This is a genomic window from Halomonas sp. E14, from assembly GCF_052568415.1.
The window spans coordinates 3,077,747-3,097,103 of the sequence record NZ_CP199423.1; the positions used below are offsets into that span (position 1 = coordinate 3,077,747).

The window sequence follows — 19,357 nt, forward strand, 5'->3', positions numbered from 1 at the left end:
CATTCGGTTCGACCCTCCCTTCGTCTCTTCGCGTCCAGGTACCCCTATGCGTTACGCGAGTCGTGCCTATCTGCTGCTGCTCAACGGCATGGCCCTGGTGGCCGCCATCATGCTGGTATGGCTGATGGTGGCCATCGTGCTCTCCGTGATGATCCGCAACCTCGGGCTGCAGCCCTCGGCGTGGTTCTTCCTTTCCACCGAGTACGCCATGTTCTACCTGACCCTGCTGGGCGCACCCTGGCTGGTGCGGCACAAGGGCCACGTGCACATCGAACTGCTCACCTCGATCCTTCCGCCGCTGGCGCTGCAGGTGCTGAGTCGCCTGGTCGCCCTGCTGTGCGTGGCGGTCTGCGTGGTGCTGGCGTGGAAGGGCTATGACCTGGTGTCGATGAACATCGCGCGCAGCGACTATGACGTGCGCGCCTTCTTCGTGCCGAAATGGATTCTCACCATCGCGTACCCAGTGTGTTTCTCCATGATGGCCATTGAATTCGCCCGCTTCGTAGTGGGGCGTGACATCCTTCACAGCGGCGAAGCGGGGATCAAGGAATAATGGAATGGTATCTGGCCCTGGCCTTTCTGCTGGCCCTGATTCTCGGCTTCATGGTGATTGGCACGCCGATCGCCCTGGCCTTCCTCGCCGCCAACGTGATTGGCGCCTGGCACTTCATGGGCGGACAGAACGGCCTCATCCAATTGCTCAACAATGGCTTCGGCGCCCTCTCCAGCTTCAATCTGGTGCCGATCCCGCTGTTCCTGCTGATGGGTGAACTGTTCTTCCGCACCGGCCTGGGCATGCGCATGTTTAACGCCATCGACCGGCTGATGGGCAAGGTGCCAGGGCGGCTCTCCTACGTCACCGTGGTGGGCGGCACCGGCTTTTCGACCTTGAGCGGCTCGTCGATGGGCTCCACCGCACTGATGGGCTCGCTGCTGGTGCCGGAGATGGAGCGCCGCGGCTACCAGAAGCGCATGGCCATCGGCCCGATCCTGGGCACCGGGGGGCTGGCCATCATCATTCCCCCCTCGGCGCTGGCCGTGCTGCTGGCCACCCTGGCCAAGGTCGATATCGGCGCGCTGCTGATCGCCGGCATCCTGCCTGGCCTGGTGCTGGCAGGATTCTATATTGCCACCATCTGGATCCAGACCCGGCTAGACCCGAGCGCAGCCCCCAACTACGAGCTGGAGCCGGTGCCGCTGGGGCAAAAGCTCAAGCTGGTGATCACCGACATCCTGCCGATGATCAGCGTGATGGTGTTCATCGTCGCGCTGATGCTGATGGGCTTCGCCACACCCTCCGAAGCGGCGGCGTTCGGCGCCCTGGGCGCCATCGTGCTGGCGGTGATCTTTCGCTGTATGACCTGGGAGGCGTTCAAGCTCTCGGTCATCGGCGCACTGAAGGTCACGCTAATGGCGTACCTGATCGTGTTCGGTTCGGCGACCTTCAGTCAGCTGCTGGCCTTCTCGGGCGCTTCCAGTGGGCTGATCCAGTGGGCCACCAGCTTCGATCTGGCGCCGATTCTGATGCTGTTGGCGATGTTCGCCGTGCTGCTGGTGCTCGGTACCTTCATGGAGCAGATCTCGATCATGATGCTGACGGTGCCGTTCTTCTTCCCGCTGGCCCAGGTGCTCGGCTTCGACCCCATCTGGTTCGGCATCATCATGCTGCTGGCGCTGGAAATCAGTTTTTCCACGCCGCCGCTGGGACTGTTGCTGTTCGTGATGAAGGGTGTCGCGCCCAAGGGCACCACCATGCGCGAGATCTACGCCGCAGCGATCCCTTACATTCTCTGCTCGATGCTATTGGTCGCGCTGCTGATCGTGTTCCCCGGCATCGCCACCTGGCTGCCGGGAATGATCAACTGAGCAGCCATCACGTCCCGCAGAAGGTACGAAAGACCCGCTCGGTGGGCTCGGCCGGGAGCGTGAATTCTTCACGGCCCGGCTGGTCATCGAAAGGATGAGTCACGACCTGCAGTAGCGTCTCGAAGGGGCCGAAGTCGTTCTCGTCCATGGCCGCGGTGAGCGCCTGCTGCACGCGGTGGTTGCGCGGGATGAACGCCGGGTTGACCCAACGCATCCGCTGCGCCCTCTCGCTCTCGTTTAGCGCCTCCTGGGCGAGGCGAGCGCGCCACTCCTCCAGCCAGCCGGCGATCTCCTCGGGGCGCTCGAACAGCGCGACCAGCGCGGCTTCCGCCTCGGGGTTTTCTGCCGCAGCGGCCAGTTGGCGGAAGCTCAGGGTGAAGTCGGCGCGGCCGCGATGCATCGTCGCCAGCAGCGCCTCGATCAACGCCTTGTCGCCCGGCTGCGGCTGCTCAAGGCCGAGCTTGGCGCGCATTACCCCAAGCCATTCGGCTTCGTACTGCACGGGGAAGCGCTGCAGCATCTCGGTGGCGCGCTCCACCGCCTTGTCGCTGTCATCATCGATCAGCGGCAGCAGGGTCTCGGCCAGCCGCGCCAGGTTCCACTGGGCGATCCACGGCTGGTTGGAGTAGGCGTAGCGCCCGCCCTCGTCGATGGAGCTGAACACCATCTGCGGGTCGTACTGCTCCATGAAGGCGCAGGGGCCGAAGTCGATGGTCTCGCCGGAAATCGTGGTGTTGTCGGTGTTCATCACGCCATGGATGAAGCCCACCCCCATCCATTTGGCGATCAGCGCCGCCTGGCGCGCCTGCACCGCTTCGAGCAGGCCCAGGTAGCGCTCGCCGCCCTGCTTCGACTCGAGTTCCGGATAGTGACGCTCGATGACGTGCCCAGCCAGCTCGCGTACGCCTTCGATATCGCCGCGGGCGGCGAAGTACTGGAAGGTACCCACGCGGATATGGCTGGAGGCCACCCGGGTCAGGATGGCCCCCGGTTCGGGAATGCCGCGCATCACCCGTTCCCCGGTGGTCACCGCAGCCAGCGCCCGCGTGGCCGGTATACCCATGGCGTGCATCGCCTCGCTGACCAGGTACTCGCGCAGCACCGGACCCAAGGGCGAGCGCCCATCGCCGCCGCGGGAAAAGGGCGTGCGCCCCGCCCCCTTGAGCTGGATGTCGCGCAACCGGCCGTCGTGGTCGGTCACCTCGCCGAGCAGCACCGCCCGGCCGTCACCCAGTCGCGGCACGAAGCCGCCGAACTGGTGCCCGGCGTAGGCCTGGGCCAGCGGCTCGGCGCCACGCGGCACCACGTTACCGGCAAACCACACGGCAGCCTCTTCGGCATCGAAGGCGGCAAGGTCGAAGCCCAGCGCCTCGGCAAGAGGCCGGTTGAAGGCCACCAAGTGCGGCTCACGTACGGGCACCGGCTCGAAGCGTTCATAGAAGCGCTCGGGCAGGCGGGAATAGCAAAGGGTGAACTCGGGAAACATGACGGCTCCACTGGCGTTCCTGCCGTCACTGTAGGCCCGACATGAGCGAAAATCGAGCGACGTTGCAACCGCTTACCGCTCGCTACCCTGCGGTTGCGCGTGCCGGCGACTGGCAATACACCACGGTTCACCGCACATTAGCATCTTGACGCGACAGATGTTTCTTCAAGCCACCGGAGCCCCACCGATGAAGATCGTGATCCCCGACGACTATCAGGATTGCGTACGCGACCTGGACGCCTTTGCCAAGCTAAAAGGCCACGACGTCACTATCTACAACGATACCCTGACCGACGAAGACGCCCTGGTGGAGCGCTTCACTGACGCCGAGGCCCTGGTGCTGATTCGCGAGCGCACGCCGATTACCGCCTCGCTGCTGGCGCGGCTGCCCGGGCTGAAGGTCATCAGCCAGACCGGCGGCGGCGCGGCCCACGTCGACCTGGCCGCGTGCAAGCGCCATGGGGTCACGGTGATGGCAGGCACCGGCTCGCCGTATGCCGCCGCCGAGCTCACCTGGGGCCTGGTACTGGCCGCCATGCGTCATATTCCCGAGGAGTTCGACAACCTCAAGGCGGGCCGCTGGCAGCGCACCCTGGGCACCGGGCTCAAGGGCCGCACGCTGGGCATCTTCGGCTACGGCAAGATCGGCAAGCTGGTGGCCCGCTACGGCCAGGCCTTCGAGATGAACGTGCTGGTGTGGGGCCGCGAGGGCTCAATCAGCCGCGCCGCCGAGGCGGGCCTCGACGTGGCGGCCAGCCAGGCTGAGCTGTTCGAACGCAGCGACGTACTCAGCCTGCACCTGCGCTTGAACGACGCCACCCGCGGCATCGTCAGCGCCGAGGACCTCGCCCGCATGAAGCCCACGGCACTGCTGGTCAACACCAGCCGCGCACCGCTGATCGCCCCGGGCGCTCTGGAAGCGGCCCTGCGCAAAGGCCACCCGGGACGCGCCGCGGTGGATGTCTTCGACGAGGAGCCGGTGGCCGGCCACCCGCTGCTGGCACTGCCCAACATCCTCGCCACCCCGCACCTGGGCTACGTGGAGAAGGACAGCTACGAGCTTTATTTCAGCGATGCCTTCGACAACCTGCTGGCCTTCGACGCGGGCCGGCCGGTGAAGAACCTGGCGAGTGAATCATGAAGCAACCGGGGGATCCGACATGAACGGAAAGACGACCTGGTGGCCTGCAGAGCTCGGCTCACCCAACGCCACCGGCGAACAGAAGGGTTCACGCTATGCCTATTTTGCACAGGCTCGGCGCCTTGTTGTGCAGAGCGGAGACTGCGTCCGGGTCTATGACACCCTTGACCATCGCATCAGTGGCTTTGCCCAGCAGCAGGGAGACCAGAGCCGGTTGACGGTGACCAGCCAGCATGGGGAGATCGATCTCGCCGGCCTGCCGGTCATCTCCACCGACGGGCAGCCGCCGAATTAGATTAGCCAAGACGAATCAACGGCATTTATCCACCTACGCTTTTGCGGCACCATGAGGTCTCGCCATTCGCAGGAAGCCCGCCATGCCGTTCGCCGCCCCCCAGGAGAATGCCCTCACCCCCGGCTTCATGGTCGTTCACGGCAATCGCCTGGAGGATCTGCGCGGCGTGGCGGTGGCGTGGATGAAGCGCCACCCGCTGGCACCGCTGGAGAACGAGACGATCCTGGTGCAGAGCAATGGCATCGGCCAGTGGATGAAACTGGCGCTGGCCGCCGACGAGGCCGACGGCGGCAGCGGCATCGCCGCCGCGCTGGACGTCACCCTGCCGGCGCGCTTCCTGTGGCAGGCCTACCGCGCGGTACTCAACCATGTGGAAGGCGACCCCAACGCGGTGCCGGCCACCTCGCCCTTCGACAAGTCGCGCCTGCTGTGGCGGCTGCTGCGCCTGCTGCCGGAACTGATGCCGCGCGACGAGTTCGCCCCGCTGCGCCGCTTTCTCGAAGGCGACAGCGACCTGCGCAAGCACCACCAGCTCGCCGAGCGCCTGGCCGACCTTTTCGACCAGTACCAGGTGTACCGCGCCGACTGGCTCGAGGCCTGGTCCCGCGGCGAGGACGTGCTGATCTCCGCCCGCGGCGAAGCGCGCCCCATCGACGACACCCAGCGCTGGCAGCCGGCCCTGTGGCGTGCCGTGGTGAACAGCGTTGCCGAGGACGTGGGCGACGACGGCGTGGCCTCCAGCCGCGCCATGGTGCACCGGCGCTTTCTCGCCGCCGCCCGCGAGCTTCACGGCGGCAAGTGCCCCCCCGGCCTGCCGCGCCGGGTGATGGTGTTCGGCATCTCCTCGCTGCCGCAGCAGGCGCTGGAAGCCCTGGCCGCCATCGCCCGCTGCTGCCAGGTGGTGCTGTGCGTGCACAACCCCTGCCAGCACTACTGGGCCGACATCATCGAGCACAAGGACCTGCTCCGGGCCCAGCGTTTCCGCCAGCGGCGCAAGGCCGGCATGCCCGAGCGGCTCGACGTGCTCGGCGTTGGCGACGCCGGTGGTGACGGAGCCGAGAGCCTGCACCTGCACGCCCAGCCGCTGCTCGCCGCCTGGGGCAAGCAGGGCCGCGACTACCTGCGCCTGCTCGACGAGCACGACGACGCCCAGCAGTACGAGGCCTTGTTCCGGGCCGACTCGCTGCGCATCGACCTGTTCGAGCCCTTCGTGCGCGAGGGCGACGGCCGGCTGCTGCAGCAGTTGCAGGACGACATCCGCGAGCTGCGCCCGCTGCACGAAACCCGCGAGACCTGGCCGGCGGTGGACCCGAGCCGCGACGACTCCCTCGTCTTCCACGCTGCCCACAGCCCCCAGCGCGAAGTGGAGATCCTGCACGACCAGTTGCTCGCCGCCTTCAGCGCCGACCCGACCCTCAAGCCCCGCGACGTGATCGTGATGGTGCCGGATATCGACCACTACGCGCCGCATGTTCAGGCGGTCTTTGGCCAGATCGAGCGCGACGACCCGCGCTACGTCCCCTTCACCCTCTCCGACCAGGGCAGCCGCCACCGCCTGCCGCTGCTGATCGCGCTGGAGAAACTGCTGCGCCTGCCGGAGCTGCGCCTCTCGGTGAGCGACCTGCTCGACCTGCTCGACGTGCCCGCCCTGCGCGCCCGCTTCGGCATCGACGAGCAGGACGTGCCCACCCTGCGCCGCTGGATCGAGGGCGCCGGCATCCGCTGGGGGCTCGACGCCGGCCAGCGCGGCAGCCTCGACCTGCCCGCCGGCATGGAGCAGAACACCTGGGCCTTCGGCCTGCGCCGGCTGCTGCTGGGCTACGCCGTGGGCGAGGCCGCCAGCGGCCCGTGGCAGGGCATCGAACCCTTCGACGACATCGGCGGGCTGGAAGCGGCGCTGGCCGGCCCGCTGGCCGCGCTACTGGAAACCCTGGAACAGCAGTGGCGCCGCCTGCGCGAGCCCACCGACGTGGCCGGCTGGGTAGCGCGCCTGCGCACCCTGCTGGAGGCGAGCTTTCTGGCGGAAGCGCCGGAAGACAGCCTGATGCTGGCCCAGCTCGAACAGGCGCTGCAGAGCTGGCAGGAGAGCGCCGAAGAGGCCGGGTTGACCCGCGACCTGCCGCTCTCGGTAGTGCGCGAGCACTGGCTGGCGCAGATCGACGAACCCAGCCTGTCGCAGCGCTTCCTGGCCGGCGCGGTCAATTTCGCCACCCTGATGCCGATGCGCGCCATCCCGTTCAAGCGGGTGTGCCTGCTGGGCATGAACGACGGCGATTACCCGCGCAGCCACCCGCCGATGGACTTCGACCTGATGAACGGCGACTACCGCCCCGGCGACCGCTCGCGCCGCGAGGACGACCGCTACCTGTTCCTGGAAGCGCTGCTCTCCGCCCGGGAGCAGCTCTACGTCAGCTGGGTGGGCCGCAGCATCGTCGACAACAGCGAAAAGCCGCCCTCGGTGCTGGTCGGCCAGCTGCGCGATCATCTACAGGCCGGCTGGCGCACAAGCGATGGCAGCGACCTGCTCGCCGCCCTCACCACCGAGCACCCGCTGCAGCCGTTCAGCCGCCGCTACTTCCCCAGCGCGGCGCAGCAGGCCGAGCGCAGCGTCGCCGCCCGGCGGCTGCTCACCTTCGCCCATGAGTGGCGCGAAATTCATGGACATGCGCACGGCGAAGCGGCCCCGGCAGCGGCGCCCCTCGAGCTGACGCCATACACCCAGGACGCCCCGCTGACTATCACGCAGCTAGGGAGCTTTTTGAGAGACCCGGCCCGCGCCTTCTTCACCACGCGCCTCAAGGTCTTCCTGGAACGCGAAGGCATCGTCAGTCTCGACCACGAGCCCTTCGACCTGGACGGCCTCGCCAACTGGCAGCTACAGGACCTGCTGATCCGCGAGCAGCGCCGTGCCGTGGATGAAGGCCGCGAGCGCCTGCCCGTGCTGCTCGACACCCTCGACCGTTTGCAGGGCCAAGGCGTGCTGGCCATGGGCGCCTTCGGCGAGCGCATGCGCGAACAGCTCAGCGAACCGATGGACGCACTGTTCGAAGCCTACGAGGAAGCGCTGGACGCCTGGCCCCGCGCCATCGAGGAGCCCGAGCCGGTGCAGCTCGACGCGCCCGGCGCCCCGCCCATCGAAGACTGGCTCGACGAACTGCGCGAGAGTGAGTCGGGCGAGCGCTGCCGCCTGGTGCTCGCCAGCAGCAGCCTGGTCAAGAAGGGCAAGTACCGCTGGTCGCACATCCTGCGCCACTGGGTCGCGCACCTGGCCGGGCATCTGAACGACCGGCCCATGACCAGCCTGCTGCTTTCCAAGGCCGGCGAAGTCACCCTGCCGCCCCTCGATCCGGAAGCCGCTCGTGGCCACCTGCGCGAGATCGTCCGTACCTGGCAGGCCGGCATGCAGGTGCCGCTGCCGCTGGCCTGCGACACCGCCTTCGTGTGGCTGAGCAAGCTGGGCACCCCGGAGAGCGAGCGTGACAGCGACGCCTGGCGCGCCGCCGCCAGCACCTACAACGGCGACGCCTTCAACGCCGGCGAGGCGGGCCGCAACGCCTACCTCGCCCACCGCTGGCCCAGCTTCACCGCGCTCTATGAAGCCCGCCAGGACAGGCTCGGCTTCGCCGAACTCACCGAGCGCTTGCTCGCCCCGGTGCATCTGGCCGTGAAAGGCGACAAGAAAGAGAGTGACAAGAAACAGAGCGGGAAGAAGGCAACGGGGAGCCAGGCATGAGCGAGGTCACGCAGCTGGATCCATTGTCGTTTCCGCTTCATGGCAGCAGGCTGATCGAAGCCAGCGCGGGCACAGGCAAGACCTTCACCATCGCCCTGCTCTACGTGCGCCTGGTACTCGGCGCCCGCTCGGCCAACGACGAGGCCGCCTTCGAACGCCCGCTCACGCCGCCCGAGATCCTCGTCGTCACCTTCACCAACGCCGCCACCCAGGAGCTGCGCGAGCGTATCCGTGCGCGGCTGGTGGAGGCGGCTAATGTTTTTCTGCAACCGGCGCAAGGTGCCGAGGGCGACGATCTGCTGCTTCAATTACGCGCTCAATACGATCCCGCCTCCTGGCCCGCCTGCGCCCGGCGCCTGCAGCTTGCCGCCGAATGGATGGACGAGGCCGCCGTCTCCACCATCCACAGCTGGTGCTATCGCATGCTGCGCGAGCACGCCTTCGACAGCGGCAGCCTGTTCTCGCTCAACCTGGAAAACGACCAGAGCGAGCTGGAGCTCGAGGTGGTGCGCGACTACTGGCGCAGCTTCTACTACCCACTCAGCATCGACGAGCTGGCCAGCGTGGTGCGCCACTGGAGCACGCCCGAGCAGCTCCACGCCGCCGTGCGCGGCCTGATGCCCGAAGCCGAGGCACTGAACAAGCACGCCCCGCCCCCGGCCGAGACCATCGCCAACGCCAGCCGCGAAACCGCCGAGCGCCTGGCCCAGCTCAAGGCCCCCTGGCCCAAGTGGGTGGACGAGTGCGAGGCGCTGTTCGAAGAGGCCGCCCAGCAGAAGGCCTTCAAGGGCCAGAGCTTCAACGCCAGAAGCCGCACCAACTGGCTCGGTGCCCTGCGTGAATGGTGCCAAGGGGAGGCCACCTGGCCCGGCCTGACCGAGGCCGCCTGGAAGCGCCTCACGCCCCAGGGCATGGCCGATATCTGGCTCAAGGGCGAGCCGCCGGATCACCCGGCGCTGGCTGCGCTGGAAAAGCTCCAGGACGAACTCAACGCCCTGCCCGATCCCTACGCCGACCTGCTCACCCACGCCGTGCACTGGTGCCGGGCGCGGCTCGACCGCGAGCAGGAGCGCCGCGCCGAGATGGGCCCCAACGAGCTGCTCACCCATCTCGACCGGGCGCTCACCGGCCCCAACGGCGAGGCGCTGGGCGCACAGATCCGCCGCCAGTTCCCGGTCGCCCTGGTCGACGAGTTCCAGGACACCGACCCGGTGCAGTACCGCATCTTCGACTGCGTGTACCGCATCCGCGAGAACCGCCCGGAGTGCGGCGTCTTTCTGATCGGCGACCCCAAGCAGGCGATCTACGCCTTCCGCGGCGCCGACATCCATACCTACCTGCGCGCTCGCCGCGACACCCAAGGCCGCCACGTCACCCTGGGCACCAACTTCCGCTCCAGCCGCGAGATGGTCGAAGCGGTGAACCGCTGCTTCGCATTTGCCGAAGCGCACCCGCCCGGCGCCTTCCTGTTCAACTCGCCCGAGGGAAACCCCGTTCCTTTCAATGCGGTTGGCGCCAAAGGACGCAAGGACTCACTCACCCGCCAGGGCCAGCCGCTGCCGGCCATGACCCTGTGGCAGCTCGAATGCGACGAGCCGCTCTCCAAGACCGCCTACCAGCAGGAGATGGCCGAGCGCTGCGCCTCCACCATGGTGGAGCTGCTCAACGAGGGGCTAAGCGGCAGTGCCGGCTTCCGCAACGAGCAGGGTGAATTGCAGCCGCTCAAGCCTTCCGACATGGCGGTGCTGGTCAACGGCCTGGGCGAGGCGCGCTCGATCCGCCAGGCGCTGGCCCGGCGCGGGGTGAAGAGCGTCTACCTCTCGGACAAGGACAAGGTGTTCGCCTCGCCGGTCGCCCCCCAGCTCGACGCCTGGCTGCGTGCCTGTGCGGCGCCCGACGACGACAGGCTACTGCGTACCGCCCTGGCCACCTCGGTGCTGGGACTCGATATCGCTACGCTGGACAGGTTGAACGAAGACGAACTGGCCTGGGAAGGCCGCGTGCTGCAGTTCCGCGACTACCATCGGCTGTGGCAGCGCCAGGGTGTGCTGCCATTGGTGCGCAAGATCATCCACGACTTCGACGTGGCTACGCGTCTGCTCGCCTGGGGGCCTGCCAGCGACGGTGAGAGAGCACTTACCGACCTGCTGCACTTAGGGGAATTATTGCAACACGCCAGCCAGGAACTCGACGGTGAACACGCGCTGATCCGCTTTCTCGCCGAGGCCATCGCCAACCCCGAAGACCACGGCGACACCCATAAGCTGCGCCTGGAGAGCGACGCCGACCTGGTGCAGGTCATCACCATTCACAAGTCCAAGGGGCTGGAGTACCCGCTGGTGTTCCTGCCCTTCATCTGTAACCACCGCCCGACGAAGAAGGACGACTCGCCGCTGCGCTGGCACGACGCCGAGGGCCGCCTGCGCATCAGCCTGGAAGCCGACGAGGAGACCCTGGCCACCGTCGACCGCGAACGCCTGGGCGAGGACCTGCGCAAGCTCTACGTGGCGCTGACCCGTGCGCGCCACGCCACCTGGCTCGGCATGGCCCCGCTCAAGGGCGGCGAAGGGAGCGCCATCGGCCAGCTGCTGGCCAACGGCGACCTGCTCGGCCCCACCGGATTCAGCGAGGCGCTTATCCGGCTCAAGGGCGACTGCGCCGCCATCGAGATCGCCCCGGCGCCGCCGGCCCACGCCCAGATCGTTACCCGTACCGAGCGCGACGACGCCCTTGGCGAAGCGCGCACCCCTACGCGCCCCGCCCGGGAACACTGGTGGATTGCCAGCTACTCGGCGCTGCGACTCTCCGGTGAGATCGTCAGCGTCGAATCGGCCAGCGCCCCAGTAAGGACTGACTCACCTGTTAAGCCCCATGACAGCGAAGCGCAGCGGAGCGGCAGCCTGCCGGAACCCGCCACCGCCATGGAGGCCACCGCACTGGAGGTGCTGGAGGAGCCCCGCGACAGCGGCCAGAGCGAACCGTTGCCTTCCTTACATCGGTTCCCCAGAGGTCCCGGGCCTGGGACATTCTTGCACGGCATTCTGGAATGGGCCGGCGAGCACGGCTTCGCCCGCGTGGCCCGCGACCCGGCCCTGCGCGAGGAGACCCTGGCGCGGCGCTGCCAGGTGCGCGGCTGGCAACCGTGGCTGAACACCCTGCACGCCTGGTTCGGCACCCTGCTCGCCGCCCCGCTGCCGCTGCCCAACGGCGCGGGCAGCCTCAGGCTCGAAGCGCTGACGAGCTATCAGGTCGAGATGGAGTTCTGGTTCGCCTCGCGCCAGGTCGACACCCGTCGGCTGGACGCCCTCGTAAGTGCTTACACACTGGCAAGCCCGGATAACGGCTCGGGTGCCGGCCTGCCCCGCCCCGCGCTGGATGCCGACACCCTCAACGGCATGCTCAAGGGCTTCATCGATCTGGTGTTCGAATTTGATGGGCGCTACTACGTGGCCGACTGGAAATCGAACCACCTGGGGCCGGACGACAGCGCCTACAGCCAGGAGGCCATGCGCCAGGCGGTGGCCGCCAAGCGCTACGACCTGCAGTACGCGCTCTACCTGCTGGCCCTGCACCGGCTGCTCAAGGCGCGCCTGCCGGGCTACGATTACGACCGCCATATCGGCGGCTCGCTCACCGTCTTTCTCCGGGGCGCCAATGCGGAGAGCCGCGGCGTACACGCCGAGCGCCCCCCGCGGGAGCTGATCGAAGCGCTGGATGCACTGTTCCAGGGCGACGCCCGGGCGGCAGGCACCCGCACCACCACGGAGGCGCCGGCATGAGCAAGCGCAGCAAGCACCACGACGACGCTACCCCGGACCTGTTCGCCGATCTCGGAGAGGAACCCGCAGGCAGCCACCAGGCAGCCGACGAGGGCGCCGAACCTGAACCGCTCCAAGCCGAGCCGGAACCGCACCAAGCCACGCAGGGCAACGCCCAAGCCGCGCTTCACGACACCCAGGCGCTGTTCGCCCTGCTCGACCGCTGGGTGGAGCGCGGCTGGCTGCGCGCACTGGATCGTGCACTGGCGAGCTTCTTCCAGCGCGAGGTGAGCGACGCCCCGCCCCTGCTGCTGCTCGCCGCGGCGCTGGCCAGCCATCAGCTTGGCCGCGGCCACGTGTGCCTCGATCTCGCCCAGACTCTCGCCGCCCCCGACCTGGCGCTCTCGCTGCCGCCGGAAGGCGACGACCTGAGCGACCCGCCGCCGCTGCCCAGCGACCTGCTGGCCGAGCTGGATCTTGCCACCTGGCATGCTGCCCTGCACCACCCTGCCCTGGTGGCGGATGGAAGCGAACCACCGGGAAACACTCCGCTGGTGCGCAGCGAGCGCGACGGCAACGTGCGGCTCTACCTGCGCCGCTACTGGCAGTACGAGCAGGACATTCGCGGCCTGATCGGCAGCCGACTTACTGCCACCACCGAGGCAGAAGCCGATACCGTCACCCTGGCCCGGGCGCTGGCGGCACTCTTCACCCCGGGGCATGAACTCGACTGGCAGCAGGCCGCCTGTGCGCTGGCCAGCCGCTCGCGCTTCGCCGTGATCACCGGCGGCCCCGGCACCGGCAAGACCACCACCGTGGTCAAGCTGCTCGCCCTGCTGCAGGCCTTGGCCCTGGGCGAAACCGCACCCGCCGGCACCGCCCCGCGCCCGCTGCGCATCCGCCTGGCCGCCCCCACCGGCAAGGCCGCCGCCCGGCTCAACGAATCCATCGCCAAGCAGGTGCAGGGGCTTTCGCTGGTGGAACTGGCCGCCGCCGTGGGCCAACAGGGTGTGGATATCTCAACCCTGCGCGACAACATTCCCACCGAAGTGACTACGCTGCATAGATTGCTCGGCTCGCGCCCGGATACCCGCCACTTCCGCCATCATGCCGGCAACCCGCTGGCGCTGGACGCCCTGGTGATCGACGAAGCCTCGATGGTGGATATCGAGATGATGGCCGCCGTGCTCACCGCCCTGCCGCCCAAGGCGCGGCTGATCCTGCTCGGTGACAAGGACCAGCTCGCCTCGGTGGAGGCCGGCGCCGTGCTCGGCGACCTGTGCCAGCGCGCCGAAGGCGGCCACTACACCCCGGCCACCTGCGACTGGCTGCAACGGGTGACCGGCACGCCGATTCCAGAACGCTACCACGACGAAACCGGCCAGCCGCTGGACCAGGCCATCGCCATGCTGCGGGTGAGCCACCGCTTCGATACCAAGAGCGGCATCGGCCAGCTCGCCGAAGCGGTCAATCGCCCGCTCGGTTCCGGTCAGAATGAGAAAGAGGGCCAGAAAGAGAAGAAACGCGCGGTACGGGAGATCTTACAGCAGGGGTACGCCGACATCGCCCGCCTCGCCCTGGCGGACGCCGAAGACCCGGCGCTGGATCGCCTGGTGGTGAACGGCAACCCGGCCGGTTTCATCAACAGCGGCGAAAGCCGCCACGACCGCCGCGGCGAGCCCATCGCCCCGCCCCGAGGCTACGCCCACTACCTGGACGTGATGCAGGCGGTACGTCCCACGCAGCCCTACTTCGGCGAAGGCGAAGCGCGCCAATCCTACGACGACTGGGCCCGCCAGGTACTCGCCGCCCATGGCCATTTCCAGTTGCTGTGTGCGCTCAGGAAAGGCCCCTGGGGAATCGAAGGGCTGAACCCGCGCATCGGCCGGGCACTGCGCCGCGCCGGCTGGCTCAAGGCCAGCGACCTGGAACTGGAACAGGGCTGGTTCGAAGGCCGCCCGGTGCTCGTCACTCGCAACGACTACGGCCTGGGGCTGATGAACGGCGATATCGGAATCACCCTCGCCGTGCCCGAAGCCCGCAGCGCCACCGACACACCCGGCCGCACCCTGCTGCGCGTCGCCTTCCCCGCCAGCGACGGCAGCGGCGACATCAAGTGGGTACTGCCCAGCCGCCTGCAAGCGGTGGAAACCGTCTTCGCCATGACCGTACACAAATCTCAGGGCTCGGAATTCACCCACACCGCCCTGCTGCTTCCCGACGCCCCCAACCCCATCCTCACCCGGGAGCTGGTCTACACCGGCATCACCCGCGCAAGGGACTGGCTCACGCTGGTGGAGACGGGCCGCGGGATGCTGGATGAGGCGGTGACGAGGGAGGTGGTGAGGGTGAGTGGGTTGGGGTGGTTGTAGGTAAGCCGATGTTCCACACTAACTGAAGTGTGACGGTATTTACCTGACAGTCGGCTGCTGAAAGCAAAGTGGTCATAGTGCCCCCGGTGGGTTATAGAACGTGTGTCTGACGCTCGGCTGTAACACCTAAAAAACGACTATGGCCTGACGGGCTTTAGTGTAAACATACAAGCTAACACAATCCTTTATAAAACCACCATTTAACGAGATACAATTCCAACCAAACTACATCACCTCACATGCCACTTAAGCTCCATGCGACAAATCTCCTCACCTCTTGATATTCTGTAGAAAACTAACCAATTCATGAATATTCGTAGAGGGGTTGTCAATTTTAGCCCTTTTTGCATCTTCATAAGAACGTTTAGAAAATGCCTTTGCTTGCTCCAACTGCTCAAGCAAATCAAGGAAATATCCTTCCCCACCCTTCTTGTAATTAGGAATATATTTCTTCAGCTCTTCTTCTAACTGGACGGCAGCGCTTTTACCTTTCTGGCAAACATAAGGCTTAGTTGTGTAAACATAATGTAACAACAACCAGTATTCAAAGCAAGGAACAGAGGTAATAGCGTAAAATGTTTCTTCTGGCGATGACTCACTAATAGCCCGACAGGCATCATAATAACTCGCATGACTATCCTTATCAAAAACACAATACACTTTATCAAAAGCATCGCCTAAGTCCTTATCCTCTCTGTAGCGTTGCTGTGCAAATCGCCAAATCCCCATTGGACTCGACCCGCCCTCGCTAGTGATTTCAATATTTGCAGAACTTAGCTTGTAGTATTCCAAGATACCGCGAAAATAGTTTGGCTCGGTTTTCTCACCTTCACATACGATAAGAATTTTCTCGTATGGATCTCGCCTAGGCTTTTTTCGTGACAGATTCTTTGCCGACTTCGCCTTGCGCTTATGGAAAATATTATCTGTCCCCATGATATCAACTCGCACCGATGCCAAAGGAGTTAATCAAGCTCTTAACATAAGGCACTGCTCCGTAACGCCCCGATAGGTAAGAAATCTCAAGATTTTCCCTACCTTTTCGAGGACTAAAATCTGTAAGCGGATACAATTCAGTAGAGTAATCAGCCGTCTTCTCACAAAACCAAATCTGATCCCGCCTAAAAACATCTTGACTCAAAATAGAGGTTTCATGCGTAGTAAAAACCAGCTGCGCATTCTTAGGATTTGAAACTCCGCTATTAAAAAGATCAACTAAAAAACGCACTAACTTAGGATGCAAACTGTCATGAAGCTCATCAATAAACAGCACATACCCATTTTCAAGGCAATCAATCCATGGCCCCGCGAAGCCAAATAGCCGCTGAGTCCCATCAGATTCCTCATCAATATCAAAAGCCACATCCTTACCTTCGACCGTTTTATGAATTGTTCTAATATCAAGGATTTTTTTATCCTTCATCTCTTTAGCAATTTGCTCTTTCAACCCTTGAGGCATATCATTCGGCAAAGAATCAGGATCAAATGGATTTGCCTCCACCTTCACGTCTTCAATCCCTAAGTCCGCAGCCTTGAGGAAGTTCAAAATCTTATCTTTGTCTTCTTTTTCACACAAAGTCGCGCTATATCCTAAACCCCACCCTCCAACATCACCCATTCTTAACGTTTCTTTGAACCAATCATAAATCGGCTGCAGTTGATGGCTATTTAGCTGCACGGCTGTGGATAGAAAAAGAGCATTATCTCTGGTCGATTTTTGCCACACCTGTTTTTCGCCGAGCAAGTGTCCGCCAAACTCCCAATTATATTTTTCTCTCTTGCCATCCCATTCCCTACCGAACCATCTCTGTGCTCGCCCTCTGGGATAAGCTAATAACCATTCCTCATGAATCCTTTCTGTAGTAGCGGAAAATCCATATTGATACCTGACACCTTCTACAATAAAGACAGCCTCAAACTCACTAGGCTTATCCTTTGTTTTCTCACTTAATAAAAAAGAGGAAACAGGTAAAGGATCACCGCGCTGCTGGCTTGAGGCTGACTCCACCACTACTCTCTTCATGATTTGCAAAGCGCGAAAAAAATTAGTTTTACCGCTAGCATTTGCGCCATAAAGAACTGCGGACCTTAACAAAGAAAAATCATTGGCCGCCTTAACTTGAAAAGTATTCTTTTCAAGTAGTTCATCACCCTTTGCTTTGGTCAAGCTTAAGGTTTGCCTCTCACGCACTGAGCGGAAATTAGCCGCACTGAATTCAATTAACATACCACCCGCCCTCTAACTGGACAGCGTTTTTGACATATTTTGTCAAAAATAGCACTTAAAACCGACTTCGACCAGCCCTGAGGTCCCGGATGACTGGAGCGCGGGCCAGGCGTTTGGCCGCAAGGCTTGGGAGTCCCCACGCCGATGGGATCGTCTAACCAAGTGTGCGTGAGCCGGGTGCTGAGTGTGCCGCGGTGTTACGCCCGCAGGTATTGTCGGCCACATGGCAGGGCCGGCACCTCGGCTATGAGTGGGACGGTGAGCGGATTCGTCATGTCCTCGAGCTGCGACTGGTGGAGTGAGGCTGGGGCTCGCTACGGCATCGCAAACCGCACTTCCTCCACCCCCACCCGGAAGAAAGGAAAGTACGCATCCGTGCCGAAATGATTGCCACCATCGACTCTGGTGGGGAGGGTGAAGCCTTCGAAGTTTGGAAGTCGTCGAGATAGCCGCCGAAGGGCTGGAGTCACCACTCCTTCTCGGGGTTGGCGTCGCTCCAGCGCTGGAACTGCACCCAGCGCGGTTGGCTGTCTTCGACCCAACCCTGGCGACGAGTAGTGTGACGCTGAGCCAGAAGCGGCCTTCCGACATGCCATCCGAGCCGCATAGGGCTCGGCGGAAGCGTTGGCATAGCGCTAACTCTTGCGTATGAGCAGTATGTTAAAAAAGCTGCGTTCCCATTCGTTTTTGCAATGGGGCTGAGAGCCTTGTACTGGTCAGCTGGCGACGGGATAGGGGGACGCATGCAGCAATTAGATAGCCAGAAGGCCAGCCCCTATGCGGGTTGGCGCCGTCGCCTTTACCTGATGCTCGAGCCCACCGCTCGCCAAGCCCCTGGGCTGTCGATCACCAACCGCTTCATCGCCGTTCTGATAGTCCTCGCAACAGCACTGACCATTTTGGAGACGGAGCCAGTTGTCCGAGCGCTTGCGCCAAGCCTCTTCGTCACCGCTGAGGCAGTGCTGGCCTTGGCTTTTCTGGTGGAGTACGTCGCGCGCGTGATCGCGGCTGGTGAAGATCCTCGCTATCGAGGGCTGGCTGGGCGCTTACGCTTCATGGTCAGCCCATGGGCGATCTTCGATCTACTCGCTATCTTGCCTTTCTTCCTGACCATGGGGGCAGTCAACGCCTTCGCCTTGCGTCTGCTCAAGCTGATCCGGCTGCTCAGGCTCGCGCGCCTGGGGCGCTTCTCCAACGCGATCGGCGATCTCTATTCAGCGGTGCGCGGGCGGCGCTATGAACTCACGGTAAGCCTGATGGTGGCGGTGGCGCTGCTGATCGTCACCAGCAGCGTGATCTATGTCCTGGAAGCCAGCCACCAACCCGAGGCCTTCGGCAGCATTCCCAGGGCGCTGTGGTGGAGCGTGGCCACCCTCACTACGGTGGGCTATGGAGAAGTGACACCGATAACCGCGGCTGGGCAGCTGTTTGCAGGCCTGACCGCCATCGTCGGCATTGGCATGATTGCCATGCCGACCGGCATCCTGGCCGCAGCATTCAGCGATGTCATGCAGAAGCGTCGGGAGCAGTCTGAAAACAACAACAACAAGTGACAAGACAAGGAGCGGAGAATGGCACTTCGATTTCGTCGGCGCATCCGTATTGCGCCAGGCATAAGCCTGAACCTCAGCAAAAGCGGGATCGGGAGGAAAGGATACCAAAAGGCCGACGCCATCCATGACGATCAAGCTGCGTAGAACATGGAGCAGGCACTACACTGCTATTCGGCTTCCTTGGAGCCTTTGACTTCACGTAGCTGTTCCAATAATTCGGGAATATTGTCCTGAATGATGCTCCATACGGTATCGTCGTCAATCCCAAGATAGGCATGGATCAATCGATTTCTGGTAGCGATGATCATCCGCCAGGGAATGTCCGGATACTGCTGACGAACTGTAAGTGGGATATGGGTCGCCGCTTCGCCGATCAGTTCGAGATTTCGCAGTGTGGCGTCGTAGGTGAGGTCATGGACGGTGAAGCTATCCTGATCCAAGCCCTCAGTATAGGACAGGACCTTCTCAGCAAAGCCGATCATGTCATCGATATAGAAGCGCCATTCACGCTTGAGACGAGAATCAGACACGCACTGCCTCACGCTCCACATGGGGTCTTAGCTCAGGGCGCAGCGCCTTATCGGTCACAAGATCTACAGGATGACCTAGCAGATCCTCCAGGTAGAACTGCACACCGAAATAACGCGCCGAGGTAGCCGGGCCGTCGAAGCTCACCAGGATATCGATATCGCTGTCATCGCGAGCCTCATCACGCGACATGGAACCAAAAAGCGCCAACGAGGTGACGCCATACTCGCTGGATAGCGACGGCAGGTGTTCTCGCAACAGCTGTAACGTCTCGGTTCTGTTCATTTTGCGCTACCTCAACAGCGTTGTGCCTTCGGCAACGATAACTATGGCAGCCCATGGCTCAGCCTAGCCTAGCATGGGTGGCGGCCTAGGGCTGCTTTAGGGATAGGTTGCCG

General features: G+C 63.8%; 14 protein-coding genes. 9 read left to right on the forward strand and 5 right to left on the reverse strand.

What is annotated here, in order from left to right:
- Nucleotides 1-46: 46 nt before the first annotated feature.
- Together ACT7B3_RS14320 and ACT7B3_RS14325 are read left to right on the forward strand one after the other, a co-directional pair.
- Entirely contained in the window at nt 47-553 is a 507-nt protein-coding gene (locus ACT7B3_RS14320) for a TRAP transporter small permease (RefSeq protein WP_445158410.1), read from the forward strand.
- Nucleotides 553-1,866, forward strand: coding sequence for a TRAP transporter large permease (locus ACT7B3_RS14325; RefSeq protein ID WP_445158411.1), 1,314 nt, complete (start codon nt 553-555; stop codon nt 1,864-1,866). Before ACT7B3_RS14320 ends, ACT7B3_RS14325 begins: the two co-directional genes overlap by 1 nt.
- 7 nt (nt 1,867-1,873) lie before the next feature.
- Here the strand turns inward: ACT7B3_RS14325 and ACT7B3_RS14330 are convergent, their stop codons facing one another.
- Nucleotides 1,874-3,352, reverse strand: coding sequence for a protein adenylyltransferase SelO (locus tag ACT7B3_RS14330; protein WP_445158412.1), 1,479 nt, complete (start codon nt 3,350-3,352; stop codon nt 1,874-1,876).
- Nucleotides 3,353-3,539: 187 nt separating this feature from the next.
- Here ACT7B3_RS14330 and ACT7B3_RS14335 point away from each other — a divergent pair, with 187 nt between their 5' ends.
- The 5 genes from ACT7B3_RS14335 (at nt 3,540) to recD (ending at nt 14,651) form a co-directional block, all read left to right on the forward strand.
- Nucleotides 3,540-4,493, forward strand: a complete 954-nt coding sequence (locus ACT7B3_RS14335; protein ID WP_445158413.1) for a D-2-hydroxyacid dehydrogenase family protein — start codon at nt 3,540-3,542, stop codon at nt 4,491-4,493.
- A gap of 19 nt (nt 4,494-4,512) precedes the next feature.
- A complete protein-coding gene (locus ACT7B3_RS14340; protein WP_445158414.1) occupies nt 4,513-4,788 on the forward strand; it encodes a hypothetical protein in 276 nt (91 codons plus the stop codon).
- 82 nt (nt 4,789-4,870) lie between these two features.
- Entirely contained in the window at nt 4,871-8,521 is a 3,651-nt protein-coding gene (gene recC / locus ACT7B3_RS14345) for an exodeoxyribonuclease V subunit gamma (RefSeq protein ID WP_445158415.1), read from the forward strand.
- On the forward strand, nt 8,518-12,300 hold the full coding sequence (gene recB, locus ACT7B3_RS14350) for an exodeoxyribonuclease V subunit beta (protein WP_445158416.1): 3,783 nt from the start codon (nt 8,518-8,520) through the stop codon (nt 12,298-12,300). Before recC ends, recB begins: the two co-directional genes overlap by 4 nt.
- The gene (gene recD, locus ACT7B3_RS14355) at nt 12,297-14,651 is read left to right on the forward strand and encodes an exodeoxyribonuclease V subunit alpha (RefSeq protein WP_445158417.1); all 2,355 of its coding nucleotides are present in this window, start codon (nt 12,297-12,299) and stop codon (nt 14,649-14,651) included. The genes recB and recD overlap by 4 nt, the downstream gene beginning before the upstream one ends.
- A gap of 270 nt (nt 14,652-14,921) precedes the next feature.
- Here the strand turns inward: recD and ACT7B3_RS14360 are convergent, their stop codons facing one another.
- Together ACT7B3_RS14360 and ACT7B3_RS14365 are read right to left on the reverse strand one after the other, a co-directional pair.
- On the reverse strand, nt 14,922-15,587 hold the full coding sequence (locus ACT7B3_RS14360; RefSeq protein WP_445158418.1) for an RloB family protein: 666 nt from the start codon (nt 15,585-15,587) through the stop codon (nt 14,922-14,924).
- A 4-nt stretch (nt 15,588-15,591) separates the two neighbouring features.
- Nucleotides 15,592-16,878, reverse strand: coding sequence for an AAA family ATPase (locus ACT7B3_RS14365; RefSeq protein ID WP_445158419.1), 1,287 nt, complete (start codon nt 16,876-16,878; stop codon nt 15,592-15,594).
- A gap of 743 nt (nt 16,879-17,621) precedes the next feature.
- Here ACT7B3_RS14365 and ACT7B3_RS14370 point away from each other — a divergent pair.
- Both ACT7B3_RS14370 and ACT7B3_RS14375 read left to right on the forward strand, forming a co-directional pair.
- Nucleotides 17,622-18,431, forward strand: coding sequence for a potassium channel family protein (locus ACT7B3_RS14370; RefSeq protein ID WP_445158420.1), 810 nt, complete (start codon nt 17,622-17,624; stop codon nt 18,429-18,431).
- Nucleotides 18,432-18,449: 18 nt separating this feature from the next.
- Nucleotides 18,450-18,575, forward strand: a complete 126-nt coding sequence (locus tag ACT7B3_RS14375) for a DUF4236 domain-containing protein (RefSeq protein WP_445158421.1) — start codon at nt 18,450-18,452, stop codon at nt 18,573-18,575.
- Nucleotides 18,576-18,598: 23 nt separating this feature from the next.
- On the opposite strand, the gene ACT7B3_RS14380 is transcribed toward ACT7B3_RS14375, so the two are convergent.
- Both ACT7B3_RS14380 and ACT7B3_RS14385 read right to left on the reverse strand, forming a co-directional pair.
- Complete coding sequence (locus tag ACT7B3_RS14380) at nt 18,599-18,961, reverse strand: HepT-like ribonuclease domain-containing protein (protein WP_445158422.1); 363 nt, start codon at nt 18,959-18,961, stop codon at nt 18,599-18,601.
- Complete coding sequence (locus tag ACT7B3_RS14385) at nt 18,954-19,244, reverse strand: nucleotidyltransferase family protein (RefSeq protein ID WP_445158423.1); 291 nt, start codon at nt 19,242-19,244, stop codon at nt 18,954-18,956. Before ACT7B3_RS14385 ends, ACT7B3_RS14380 begins: the two co-directional genes overlap by 8 nt.
- Between the last annotated feature and the right edge of the window lie 113 nt (nt 19,245-19,357).

Bases quoted from the DNA above. Each gene is read 5' to 3' on its own strand.
- ACT7B3_RS14330 (WP_445158412.1), bottom strand. From the start codon at position 3,352: ATGTTTCCCGAGTTCACCCTTTGCTATTCCCGCCTGCCCGAGCGCTTC.
- ACT7B3_RS14370 (WP_445158420.1), top strand. From the start codon at position 17,622: ATGCAGCAATTAGATAGCCAGAAGGCCAGCCCCTATGCGGGTTGGCGC.
- recC (WP_445158415.1), top strand. From the start codon at position 4,871: ATGCCGTTCGCCGCCCCCCAGGAGAATGCCCTCACCCCCGGCTTCATG.
- ACT7B3_RS14360 (WP_445158418.1), bottom strand. From the start codon at position 15,587: ATGGGGACAGATAATATTTTCCATAAGCGCAAGGCGAAGTCGGCAAAG.
- ACT7B3_RS14340 (WP_445158414.1), top strand. From the start codon at position 4,513: ATGAACGGAAAGACGACCTGGTGGCCTGCAGAGCTCGGCTCACCCAAC.
- ACT7B3_RS14325 (WP_445158411.1), top strand. From the start codon at position 553: ATGGAATGGTATCTGGCCCTGGCCTTTCTGCTGGCCCTGATTCTCGGC.
- ACT7B3_RS14385 (WP_445158423.1), bottom strand. From the start codon at position 19,244: ATGAACAGAACCGAGACGTTACAGCTGTTGCGAGAACACCTGCCGTCG.
- ACT7B3_RS14365 (WP_445158419.1), bottom strand. From the start codon at position 16,878: ATGTTAATTGAATTCAGTGCGGCTAATTTCCGCTCAGTGCGTGAGAGG.
- recB (WP_445158416.1), top strand. From the start codon at position 8,518: ATGAGCGAGGTCACGCAGCTGGATCCATTGTCGTTTCCGCTTCATGGC.
- recD (WP_445158417.1), top strand. From the start codon at position 12,297: ATGAGCAAGCGCAGCAAGCACCACGACGACGCTACCCCGGACCTGTTC.
- ACT7B3_RS14320 (WP_445158410.1), top strand. From the start codon at position 47: ATGCGTTACGCGAGTCGTGCCTATCTGCTGCTGCTCAACGGCATGGCC.
- ACT7B3_RS14375 (WP_445158421.1), top strand. From the start codon at position 18,450: ATGGCACTTCGATTTCGTCGGCGCATCCGTATTGCGCCAGGCATAAGC.
- ACT7B3_RS14335 (WP_445158413.1), top strand. From the start codon at position 3,540: ATGAAGATCGTGATCCCCGACGACTATCAGGATTGCGTACGCGACCTG.